The organism is Magnetococcales bacterium (assembly GCA_015228935.1).
Classification (GTDB): domain Bacteria; phylum Pseudomonadota; class Magnetococcia; order Magnetococcales; family DC0425bin3; genus HA3dbin3.
This window is the reverse complement of the sequence record JADGCO010000017.1, coordinates 5,558-17,231: the sequence shown is the minus strand read 5'-3', so window position 1 is coordinate 17,231 and position 11,674 is coordinate 5,558. Positions and strand designations below refer to the sequence as shown.

The window sequence follows — 11,674 nt, the reverse complement described above, 5'->3', positions numbered from 1 at the left end:
AGGAGGAAGGGCGCAGCCCTTCCTCCTGGACCTCCATCCCAGTTTTTCATTCGTTATTTTTTTACAGCGTCCGCTCAATTTTCGTAAAGACCACAGGTTGCATGGCTGCGGCAGGCACCTTGTCGGCCATGTTTTTCATCATGGGCGGCAAGAGCAGACCATAGCGCAACTCGGCCCGTACCGTCCGCACCCCTTTGCCAGGAATCTTGTATTCCATTTTCCGGGTCTCCTGCGGTTTCAGACGGGAATCCCCGGCAAGGGCCGTCGCCATGGCCGGAGGCACGGGTTGCCCCTGGGCATCGACGAGTTTCATCATCAACATGGCCTGGCCATCTTCCTTGGCCGGATTTTCCTGATAATTCTTCCAGAGGGTTTCGCCCTTTTCATCCAGGGCCGTCACCTGCAAGGCGACCCAACGAAACGGTGCCCCGGTGGGAAAATTGTGGACCAGATTGTTGCGCAGGGTCACGGTGGCAGCGACCTGTTCACCCTGTGCGGTGGCCACCAGATCCAGGGTAACCCCCCGTTTCAGCATGGCCGGATCATGTCCCCCAGACATGGCATGGTTCGCATGACCCTTGACGGTCGGCATATGACAGGATTGACAGGTGACATTCTGGCCCGCTGCTGCCAATTCCGGTCCAGTGGCACACACCGGTACCCCCTGGGGATTGTTTTGCTGTTCATGACACCCGAGGCAGACGCCTGAACTTTGGAACAGGGTTCCGTTCTGGGCATGGGGGTAGGGATTGACCGAAGGTTGCGCTCCCTCTCCCGCTCCCGGGGCCAGGGTCGGATTGCGGCCATGCAAGGCACCATAAGGACCCTGCAAGCTCTTCTGGCTGAAAGTGTAGGCCGCCGCACCCAGGCGCATCTTGCCATCCGGCCCCTTGATCCCATGGAAAGTTTCCATGGTATGACAACTGACACAGTTCACCCCTTCCTGATAGGCTGGCATGGCATCCAGTTTGGTTTTGCCATCGAGGGCGGCATTGGGGGCATGGCATTGCAGACATTCGGGATAGTTGCCTGATTTGGGATTTTTCACCCCTTCCTGGGTGGGATCGCCGATCATCATCCGATACATGGCACCATGCAGGGGATCCTTGACAGCCGCACTCTGCGCATGGATCGATCCCTGCCATTCGCGGTAAATCTCCTGATGGCACTCCTTGCAGGCTTCGGCGGAAATCTGCTGCAAGGGAGGGCGTTCCTTCTCGGCCTGGACATCAAAACCCGCCAGCAGCCCCAGACCTGCAATCACGCTCCATAAGAGTTGAATTGGCCTGTTTTTATTTAAAATCATCACATTAACTCCTCTTTACGCACGTATCCAATGGAACGGCCATGGCTTGCGCCCGACACGCAACTCTTCGGGGAAGAGGATACCCAGCTTCAAGGATAAACACCATGGAGAATCCTGGAATCCGGCACCACTCCAGGGACGGCCTGTCAAGGGTCTGGAAACCACTGGAGCCATTTTCTTTGGGAAAATATTTCCGCCTCCATTTGGCACAATCTGCCTGCACATCAGGCCGATTTTTGACTGGGCAAAACCGGTTTATTTTAATTCATTGTTTTTTAATGGATAATAATATATTTCACAATGGCATAAATCTTGAATAAACCACAGCATGTCGCGCCATGGACCCAAACCTTGGCAGGCAAACCAAACCCCCTGCAATTATTTTCGGGAGAACGTCATCATGGCCATTGTCATTCATCCAGGTCAGAGCAAAGGGTGTCAGCGTCTGGAAACAGAGATGCAAGAGGGCGGTCAAGATGTCCATTGCCTGGATTCCGCTGCCATGGATCTGCATTTTGCCCATACTCTGGCCCGTCAATCCCGGACCCACTTCAAACCGGTCCAACGTATTTTCCGGGAAATATCCATGCACGAGATTGTCCGGAACACCTGTCTTGAGTCCCGTAACGCCATGATTCCAGCATCGGTAGAGAGTGGCATGCGGATATGGCCGGGAATGGGTGCTTTCCGGCAGGCATCCCTGTTGCAGGGGGGCATTCCCCAGCCCGTGTGATCAAGCGTTTTCTGGCTTTGGGTCGCACCAACCTGGGAAGGGGCATCCTCATGCAACTCCAGGGAATGCACCTGTCGGCAATCCGATCCTTCTTCAGGGAGCCGCTTTGCAACTCCTGATGGATTCTTCGGTCCTGGCGGATGTTGTGGTTTGATTCCGGGCAAGCTTGTCATCCAGCGTCTTGAACAAGCGACAAGCCCAGGGCGCTTTTGCCTGCACCTTGAGGGGATCCACTCTTTCCAGAATGGTAAACGAATCCCGACCTTTATTGTAGCCTTTTTTTGGGGTACCGGCTGCGGCCCTGTCCAAACCCGTGGCAACATCTTCCTTTGCAGCTTCTTCCAAGGGAACCGTTTTGGGAAGTGATTTTACGTCAAAATTCCTGCCAAAATAGATTTCGAGGGCAGTCACATCGGCGAGGAACCACGTCTCCATGCATTGGGCCATGAGATGTGCATGATCATCGACAGCCCCGGCAGGACAACCCCATCCATCTCTTGTCTTGAGATGCGCCCACGGTCCCACACCTTTTTGGACTGGGCCTTCGCTATCAACCAGTAACAAGGGAAATTCTTTCGTCTTCCCCTGTTTCCATTCGTTCAATGCCTGGGAAAAGATTTTAAGGGTTATATCCCTGCTGCCGCATGACTTGATTTTAAACAAACGTTCGAGATCATTCATATCACTCTTGGGAAATTTATTTTTCAAAGCATTTCTAATAAATGTTTTAAAGGCCAATCGCATGCGAACATCCAACCCATTCTTTTGTTGACCTTTCTCTCCACCACCTTCAACAAAAATACATACGCACATCACTATCGTACTCCATCACACAGGCCCTTTACCCACCCACCCCCCAGGGAATAAACATCCAGCCAAGCCTTAAGCTCGTCTTGAGAAAGTCGCCGCATGCGCGTTTGCATGTTATCTTTATCAAAAACAATGACATCTTCCGGGGTATAGGTAAATTCGTCTACCAACAAACTCGAGTGGGTCGTCACAATAATCTGCATACGTTGTGATGCTTCTCTAAGCAGGTCACCCAAGGAGGGTATGACATCTGGATGCAATCCCATCTCTGGTTCCTCAATACAGACAAGAGGGGGAGGATTGGGATGGCACAAAATGGCCAACAAACAAATAAAACGCAACGTACCATCCGAAAGGCGGGTTGCCGGGATGGATAACGACTTTTCCTGTAAAAAAACCTGTACTTTGCCATTGGCTATATCGACATCAAAATCCTTGATATCTCCATTAAGGTTATGCAAATATTTCAAAATCATTTCCTTGGCTTCGATATTTTTCTTTATCCCATTTAAAATCAACCCAAGATTACTAAAATCTTCTTCAAGAAAAGATAATCGACCATCAGTATCCTGATAAAGCCTTGGTGATGCATAACGACCAATAGACCATTCCCGATACAATTTAATATTTCTATACATCTTACCGAGGAGAGTCATTTCAGGATATCGCTCAATATCAACAAACTGCTGCAGAACAGATTGTTCATTGTCAATACTCTTCAGATCAATCTCTTTAAGAACAGGAGATCCATTTATTTTTCCGATTGTCAGTATTGCACTCCTGTTTTCAAGACAAAAATATGGAAATATTTCTAAATTTCCCGGGACAGGATCCTTGTCTTTAATATATTCTTCAACGATACCAAGACCTCTTCTATATTCTTCAAAAATTAATTGATGCATCAGAAGAGATTCCTTGTTGCAAGGATTTTCAATCACGGCCTCCACACTGGCAACAACATTCTTTCCCTCCGGTTTCCAAAGCCACTCTTCGATGCCACCCGCATCACGGATAGGTTTGCTCAAATCCTGTGGTGAGGCTTGCAGGAGGGAGATGGCTTCAAGAAAATTTGATTTTCCGGATCCATTGGTACCGATCAGCACGTTGAGAGGTCGCAGGGGAATCGCTTCGGTATCGGGACCAAAGGAGAGCAGGTTTCTGATTTCCAGGCTGTGCAAAAACATGGACAACAATCCTGTACAACCGATGAACCTCGTCTATCCCGCCGATGGAATCACCCGGCCCAACATGAGGCAACCAGCGAATGGAACAGAGATGCGATATCGTCCATTCGGGTCGATCAGCCGGCTCCCATCTTCGAAACCAACTGATAGACCGGGGCAAACAGGGCGATAATCATCACCAGGAACAATCCGCCGCCGACAGCCAGGGCCACGGGTTCGATGATTTTGCCAATGTTGGCGACCAGCAATTCCAGCTTGGTTCGGTAATCTTCGGCGATGTATTTGAGCTGATCGGAGAGGGTACCGCTTTGTTCGCCGACGCCGATCATCCGGACCACGAAACTGGGGAAAATATTCACCGAGTGGAATGAATCCCGGAGTCCGGTACCCTGGATGAGGTTGGCACGCACCTGGGCCAATTTTTCCTTGTAGACTTCATTTTTGAGATTCTGGCTCATGGTATCCAGGCTTTTGAAAATATCGACGCCGGATTGCAACATGAGGCTCAAATATTCGGTGATGAAGGCCAGGTTGAACGAGTGAATGATCATCTTGATGATGGGGACCTTCAACCAGAGACCATGCAGGAATCGTCGCGTTGGTTGATGAATTTTATTGATAAACATCAATACCCTGACACCAACAACGGTAGATACCAGAATGTACAGGATATACTCTTTCAGAAAATCCGAAGCAGCAATGACCATCAAGGTAAACCAGGGCAGTTTCAACTCTGCCTGTCTGAAAAGTTCACTGAGGACAGGGGCCACAATGACCAGCCAGAAACCGATGGCACCGAAGATGGCCGTAAACATGAATGCCGGATAGATCATGGCGGATTTGGTGTCATTGATGATGCGATCCACACGCTTGACATGTTCGCCGGCATCTTTGAGGGTCCGATCCAGATTGCCGCTCTCCTCGCCCAGCCTGACCAGGAACACCATGGAACCGGGAAAGTGTTGTGGATAGGCCTTGACGGCATCGGCCAGGCTGGTGCCGCCCTCGATGCGCATGACGATTTCCCCTCCCAGACGTGCCAGGGTGGAGTTGTCATGTTCGGCCATGGCATCTTTCAGGGCGGTCATCAAGGGAATACCGGCACTGAGCATCACGGCAACGTTGCTCAGGGACTCGGCCAGTTCCGCCTTGGTGACGGGTTTGGCGAAAAATTCCGTCAGCAGGGCAATCAATCTGGAAAGCAGGGGCGGCACACTTTCGGCGAAAAGGACCGTACTCCCCTTTTTTTCCAGATAGGTCATGGCCGAAATGGGGTTCTGGAAGGGCAACTCCACCAATCCGCCACGGATTACCCCATCCTTGTCGATCAGCTTGTAACGAAAATGTCCCATGGCGCGATTCCCTCAGAGGGTGTCTATGAATTCCCAGGTAAAAATACTGGTTTGTTGTTTTTATGAAGACATCATGTTTTTTTGGACAGCCTCTTTTCAGTAACCCAGGACCCGGATCACCTCATTGACGGAAATTTCTCCCCGTTTCAATTTGGATCGGGCACAATCCATGATGTCTCTGAAACCGGTTTTTTTGGCCGTTACGAGCATATCGTCCAGATGATCGTCCCGGGCGATCTGGGTTGAGAGTTCTTTTTTGATTTCGAGGACTTCGTAGACCAGGGTTCGTCCCAGGTAACCGGAACCGAAACAGGTCGGACACCCTTTGCCCCGATAGAGTACCTGGATGGTCGGATCATTGACATAATCCAACTCTTCCTGGGTGGGTTGATACTCTTCACGACAATTGCTGCAAATGCGTCGGACCAGACGTTGGCTCACCACGCCGACCAGGGAGTCTGCCAACATGAAGGAGGGGATACCCAGTGAGCGAAACCTGGGCAAGGCACCGAAGGCGGTATTGGTATGCAGGGTTGACAGCACCAGATGGCCTGTTTCCGATGCCGAAATCGCTGTTTCTGCGGTTTCTTTGTCGCGGATTTCGCCCACCAGGATGACATCCGGGTCATGCCGGAGAAAGTGCCGGATCGCCGAGGCAAAGGTATACCCTGCCTTGACGTTGATCTGGGTTTGGCGCACCAGCGGAATCCGGTATTCAATGGGGTTTTCGACCGTCAGGACGTTTTTTTCGGTCAGGTTCAGGGCACGGACTGCGGCATAGAGCGTCGTGGTTTTCCCGGATCCGGTCGGGCCGGTGAGCAGGACGATACCAAAGGGTTCGTTGAAAATTTTCCGTAACAGGGCAATATCTTCCGGTTCGAAACCCAACTGGGTCATGCTCATGAAGTCGCTGCGCATGGGGAGCAGGCGCATCACGACGTTTTCCCCGAAGGGACAGACCGTTGTGGAAACACGAAAATCGAAACGGCTGTTGAGAATCGTTTCGGAAAAGCTGCCGTCCTGGGGCAGGCGTTGCTCGGCAATGTCCATATCGGCGCGCATTTTGAGCGTGGAGATCAAACGCTTCATGTTGGGGGGCATGGCAAACATGGAGCGCATCACACCATCGATCCGGAAGGCCACGTTGATGGTGCGGTCCATGGGGCGGATATGAATGTCCGAAGCCCGCAATTTGACGGCCAGTTGGAACAGATTGCTGATCAAGGGATCGAGCGCCCGGACATCGTCAACGTCCGCTGCCAGCAGTTGGAGTTCCCGCTGCAACAGTTTTTCGACCGGATTTTCCAAAAAGTAGTAATAATACTGGATCGAGTTGCGTATCTTGTTTTTTTCACCCTGGCGGAAGCGCGGTCGCAAACCCGTATGACGGGTGATCAATTTTTCCAACTGCCCCACGTCGTCATTGGCGGAGATGATCTGGATTTCACCGCCGGTGTGACTTAAGGGTATGAAATGGTTTAATTCACAAAGATTCTGGTTGAACAGGCGCAGGGTGTCCTCATTGGGAATCACCCGATCCACGTCCACATATTCGCGCTTTTCCTGTTCAGCGATGGTTTTTGCCACGTCATACTGGGAGACAAAGCCGAGCCGTTCAAGAATTTCACCAACTTTTTCCTTGGTGATTTTCTGGTCCTGGAGTGCCAGCTCAATATGGTCTTGAGTGATGAGTTGCTTTTCCTTGAGCAACTCCCCCATTGGTTTTTTTTGTACGCCTTCCGCCATGATTGTCATCCCTTTCTATGAGGAGCTGTCGGAAACGGTTCCCGGGTCACCCTGGCCGTCCACGCTGGGCACTTCCTGCTGGTGCTTCAGGATGATCCCTTTTTGTTTGACATGTCGTACCAAATTGTTGGACAGGGTCTCGGCATCCCGGTACGTGGCGACCGGACCAACTCGAACCGTTACCCACAATCTGCCGGTATCCGCCGAGCGGACCGGCACGGTAAATACAGAAAAACCATTTTCTTTCAATGTGTTGACAATATATTCCGCCGCCGGTTGACTGACAAAGCTGGCCACCTGTACCACCCACTGCCCCTTTCCATGGGGAGAAACCTTGCCGGTGGGAGTTTGCACAACTTCAGGGGAAGAGTGTACCGCTCCAGCGGGGGAATGCACGACTCCAGGAGAAGACGGCACCGCTGCGGCGGAAGTTTGCGCGACTCCAGGAGAAGACGGCACCGCTGCGGCGGAAGCTTGCGCAACTCCAGGAGAAGACGGCACCGCTGCGGCGGAAGTTTGCGCGACTCCAGGAGAAGACGGCACTGCTGCGGTGGGCGTTTGTGCGACATCGGCACGCATGTGACCAGTGGATTTCGGCAGTGGTGTGGCCATTTTCCCAGGTGATGCGGAGACCGCAACACCGGGCTGGCCCAACAAATGGTACAGGGTTGCCGAATCAGGTCGTCCGGTCAATGGCACACCCGCCATTTTCTGGAAGTGTGCCAAAGCCGCCAGTGTATATCGACCCACCTCGCCATCCACGGGGGCTGCGTAAACGCCCTTTTTGGTCAAGGCATCCTGAAGTTTGCGGATTTCTTCGCCGGTCTGGCCAAAGTAGATGACATCCATCCAGAAAGGCGGCTGCCAGAAAAACAGGTACTTTTTTGTTCCATCGGGCAGGCCACGAGCCAGAAAAGCCTTTTTTTGCGCCACTTCGGGTGGCAGACGATCCAGTTGGACCAATCCATAACCGGTTTCCCGCACAATTTTTTGTTCAACGGCACCCAGCATACCCTCCTGAAGCCCACGCGAAAAAGCACCTTCATACCGCTCCAATCCATACCGGGCCAAAAAGTCATGCACCTCTGGAGCGACGGGAAAATCCTGGCCGGGTTCACCTCTGTTGGCTTGCAGACGGCTCTGCATGTCACGCACCATTTTTTGCGCCTGTTGAGCCTGTTCCTGCATGAGAGCGATCTGTTTTTTGGCAGCCTGTGCTTCGGCCTCGGCACGTTCCCGAGCTTTTTGCAGCTCCACAAGCTGGTTTTGCATCTGGTCTGCACTCAGATTGACCTGACGCTTTTGATACTCTTTTTGCATCTCTTCGGCACGTTTTTGGGCAGTTTCGGCTTTGGCCAGGGATTTTTCCACTTCGATGCGCATGGCTTTGGCCTCATTTTCGGCTTTTTGGCGGGCGGCATCGAGATCGGTCAACCGTTTTTCAATATTTTCTTTTCCGGCTTCCCTGGAACCGGCAGCAGAACGGGATTTGCGGAATTCATCCAGGATGGAGCCGGCCTGTTTTTCCGAATCGGTGATTCTGGTTGCGGCATCGGCCTGGGTTGCACGAATATCGTCGAGAAATTTTCGGCGTTCCTTTTGCCAATCCAGCTCCCGTTCAGCCAGTTCCTGTTTGATTTTGGCAACTGTGGACTGGGCATTTTTTTTGACCTCTTCGGCCTGGGTCATGGCCTGGGCAGCGTCGGCGCGTGCCTTGCTGGCCTCTGTTTCGGCCTGCTCCCGCAAGGCTTTGGCCTGGCTCAATTTTTCTTCTTGTTCCCGACCCTGTTTGGCCAATTCGGCAATTTCCCTGGCCCTGGCTCCGGCCTCGGCGCGGGCCTGGGCTTCCTGTTTGCGGGCTTCGGCAGTTTCGGCCTGCGCCTTTTCCTGATCGGCAAAGGCCATGGTCAGGGCCTTGGTCTGCTCCTGGATTGCCTGCTTGATTTTGGCCAGTTCTTCCTGGGCCATTTTGCCTTCCTGTTCACTTTTTTGGCGAGCCTCGATGGATTGGCGCAACAAGTCGCCCTGGAGCTTGGCATCTTCCGTGGCCCGGTTCATGGCTTTTTCCGCCTCTTGAACCTTGTTTTCGGCTTCTTCACGCACCTTCCGGGCCTGGGCAAGGGCATCCTGGAGGGCCTGATCAACCTTGCCATCCTGACTCTGGGCCACACGGGTCAGGGCCTGGGCTTCGCGAATCTGGGCCTGGGACACCTCCATCTGTGCCCGTTCCTGGGCAGCGCGGGTCTGGGCAATTTCGTTGCGGGCGGCTTCCTGGGCGGCCTTGGCCCTGGCCTCTTCAGACCTGGCTTTTTCCTGGGCTGCCCGTGCCTTGGCAGCTTCCGCCTCCGCATTTTGTTGCAAGGTTTTGGCCTTGGCCAGCTCCAGGGAAACAGACGGATCCCCACCTGCACTGCCCATCCGGGCCATGAATCCCGGATGCAACAAGAACCATGTCAGGCCACCCGCAACGACCAAACCGGCTGTCACAACTCCGCCCAGAGGCAACCAGCGTTTCCATGGCCATTTCGGCATGCCAAACCCGACCTCAGCGGCCACTTCCAGCAACAACCGCTTGCTGATCCGGTGCGTATTGTAGGCAAAGAGGCCATACAGGCAACGATCCAGCAGATTGTTGATGCGCCGTGGATTGCCGGCAGTCAACGCATGCATGGTCTTGAAAATCCGGTCGGTTATCTGGATTCCCCCCTGGGAACCCGCCGTACTCAGCTTGAAATAAACATACTGTTTCAACTCTTCCTGACTCAGCGGACGCACCTCGGCATGAACCACAACGCGACTTTTCAGTTGCCGCATTTCGTGCGTGTTGAGTTTGTCGATGAGTTCGGGCTGGCCAACCAGAAGAATTTGCACGAGCTTTTCGGCATTGGTCTCCAGGTTGGAGATCATCCGAATTAATTCAAGGCTTTCCGTAGAGAGATTCTGGGCATCATCGATGATGATGGCACAGTTTTTACCAGCGGCATAACGATCCATCAAAAACCGATTGAGCGCTTCGATACGACCCTGAAAGGTCACATCCTGCGTTTCAATGCCAAAGTCTTTGACAATTTCGTTGAGAAGATCCAGCCCCTGCAAAAAGGTATTGAAGACCAGTGCCGATTCGACACCCTCTCCATCCAGGAGACGCAGGATCCGCTGGCTGATGGTGGTCTTGCCCAGGCCGACTTCGCCTGTAATGACCAAAAAACCCTTGCGGGTAAAAATACTGTGCAATACTTCCGAAATCAGGGCATCGATGCGGGAGGGAAGAAAAAAATATTCATTGTCCGGGGAGACCGGAAACGGATTGCGCTTCAACCCCAGAAAATCCAGGTAGGCTTCCTTCTGCGCAACCATTTTTTCTCTTATCCTCCCAAGAAACCGCTCCTGCTCTGCCGTGCCACCACGCCTGATCAACCCTTAAGGGCGATCCATACGAACACACTTTCCGCACAGTGCGTCATCGCTTGGCGAACCTGAGGCCAACGACACAGACACCGACCGCCGTTGTTTTCAGTTCAGATACTGACGGAGATCACGCAGTTGACGATCATTCGGATGGCGTCGCAACAACTCCTTCAAGCGTTCCTGCGCGAGGGGGACCCGGTTGGTTTTCATTTCCACGATGACCATGTTTTTGGCGGCATCCAGGTCATTTTTTCTGTTTCGCAGGACCTCTTCGAGCAGGGCACCGGCCTGATCATACTTTCCCTCTCGCATGTACATGAATGCCTGCATTTTCATGACAAACGGGTTGTTTTCACCCTTACTGGCAGCCAGTCTGCTCAATCCGGCATCCACTTCTTCGTTGTTTCCCACCGCCAACGCACTTTTCAGTCTGCTGACCGTGCGAGAGGTTTCCAGGGTTTTTTTCTTGATCTCTCCAGATTGCGCATAATTCTGGGCATCACCGGACGAGGATGCATGATTCGCATTATCTGTTGAATCTTTCTCCCCACCGGCCTTTTCCATCCCAGGGATACCAGGCTCATCCATGGTCTGTTTTCCGTCCGCCGGTCCCTTGCCCGTTTCACTCAGTGACCGGGTTTTTCCTCTCGACTTGGCTGTTTCCGAAGCTGCTTTCTGGGAATCCACTCCTTTGGTCGTGGATGGTTCATCGCCAAGCCCGCCCAGAATCTGCTCCAATCGGGAAGCATCGTCTGCGGTGATCGAGGAATCGATTTTGGGTTGATTCTCTTTGGCAGCAACGGCACCAAGGGCTTTGGTTGCATCAGCAACCATCACTGTGTTTGGTACCTGTGAAACTCCCTTGGAAGCATTGGCTCCTTGAACGCCATCAGCAAGGTTTCCAACAGGCGATGATGCTGTTGCCGGCGGGGTGGTGGTAACGGATGCCAGCGTCGTTGCCGGCAAAGAGGCAACCGATGCCACTGTCGTTGCCGGCAAAGAAGCAACCGACGCCACTATCGTCGCCGGTTGAGGGGCAACAGGCACCATCGTTGTCGCTGGCAGAGAGGCAACCGATGCCATCGTTGTCGCTGGCAGAGAGGCAACCGATGCCATCGTTGTCGCTGGCAGAGAG

9 protein-coding genes are annotated in these 11,674 nt (G+C 52.8%); 1 reads left to right on the top strand and 8 read right to left on the bottom strand.

The features are described from left to right. Positions 1-61: 61 nt before the first annotated feature. Entirely contained in the window at positions 62-1,306 is a 1,245-nt protein-coding gene (locus HQL65_06435; protein MBF0135858.1) for a cytochrome c family protein, read from the bottom strand. A gap of 400 nt (positions 1,307-1,706) precedes the next feature. On the opposite strand from HQL65_06435, the gene HQL65_06430 reads away from it, so the two are divergent. Beyond that, a complete protein-coding gene (locus HQL65_06430) occupies positions 1,707-2,039 on the top strand; it encodes a hypothetical protein (protein ID MBF0135857.1) in 333 nt (110 codons plus the stop codon). A gap of 93 nt (positions 2,040-2,132) precedes the next feature. Here the strand turns inward: HQL65_06430 and HQL65_06425 are convergent, their stop codons facing one another. From HQL65_06425 to HQL65_06395, 7 genes are all read right to left on the bottom strand, one after another. Further along, positions 2,133-2,783, bottom strand: a complete 651-nt coding sequence (locus HQL65_06425) for a DUF4276 family protein (protein ID MBF0135856.1) — start codon at positions 2,781-2,783, stop codon at positions 2,133-2,135. A 71-nt stretch (positions 2,784-2,854) separates the two neighbouring features. Beyond that, on the bottom strand, positions 2,855-4,033 hold the full coding sequence (locus HQL65_06420; protein MBF0135855.1) for an AAA family ATPase: 1,179 nt from the start codon (positions 4,031-4,033) through the stop codon (positions 2,855-2,857). Between the two features lie 116 nt (positions 4,034-4,149). Then, positions 4,150-5,385, bottom strand: a complete 1,236-nt coding sequence (locus HQL65_06415) for a type II secretion system F family protein (protein MBF0135854.1) — start codon at positions 5,383-5,385, stop codon at positions 4,150-4,152. Positions 5,386-5,481: 96 nt separating this feature from the next. Further along, complete coding sequence (gene tadA / locus HQL65_06410; protein MBF0135853.1) at positions 5,482-7,131, bottom strand: Flp pilus assembly complex ATPase component TadA; 1,650 nt, start codon at positions 7,129-7,131, stop codon at positions 5,482-5,484. 15 nt (positions 7,132-7,146) lie between these two features. Further along, positions 7,147-10,488 carry an AAA family ATPase gene (locus HQL65_06405; GenBank protein MBF0135852.1) on the bottom strand — a complete coding sequence of 1,114 codons (3,342 nt, stop codon included), beginning with the start codon at positions 10,486-10,488 and terminating at the stop codon, positions 7,147-7,149. A gap of 156 nt (positions 10,489-10,644) precedes the next feature. Next, entirely contained in the window at positions 10,645-11,373 is a 729-nt protein-coding gene (locus HQL65_06400; GenBank protein ID MBF0135851.1) for a tetratricopeptide repeat protein, read from the bottom strand. Between the two features lie 55 nt (positions 11,374-11,428). Next, positions 11,429-11,674 (bottom strand): hypothetical protein (locus HQL65_06395; protein MBF0135850.1); only part of this gene is annotated, 246 nt, incomplete at its 5' end.

Excerpts from the sequence above, each read along its gene's own strand:
- HQL65_06435 (MBF0135858.1), bottom strand. The coding sequence starts at position 1,306 with ATGATTTTAAATAAAAACAGGCCAATTCAACTCTTATGGAGCGTGATT.
- HQL65_06400 (MBF0135851.1), bottom strand. The coding sequence starts at position 11,373 with ATGGTTGCTGATGCAACCAAAGCCCTTGGTGCCGTTGCTGCCAAAGAG.
- HQL65_06415 (MBF0135854.1), bottom strand. The coding sequence starts at position 5,385 with ATGGGACATTTTCGTTACAAGCTGATCGACAAGGATGGGGTAATCCGT.
- HQL65_06420 (MBF0135855.1), bottom strand. The coding sequence starts at position 4,033 with ATGTTTTTGCACAGCCTGGAAATCAGAAACCTGCTCTCCTTTGGTCCC.
- HQL65_06425 (MBF0135856.1), bottom strand. The coding sequence starts at position 2,783 with ATGCGATTGGCCTTTAAAACATTTATTAGAAATGCTTTGAAAAATAAA.
- HQL65_06405 (MBF0135852.1), bottom strand. The coding sequence starts at position 10,488 with ATGGTTGCGCAGAAGGAAGCCTACCTGGATTTTCTGGGGTTGAAGCGC.
- tadA (MBF0135853.1), bottom strand. The coding sequence starts at position 7,131 with ATGGCGGAAGGCGTACAAAAAAAACCAATGGGGGAGTTGCTCAAGGAA.
- HQL65_06430 (MBF0135857.1), top strand. The coding sequence starts at position 1,707 with ATGGCCATTGTCATTCATCCAGGTCAGAGCAAAGGGTGTCAGCGTCTG.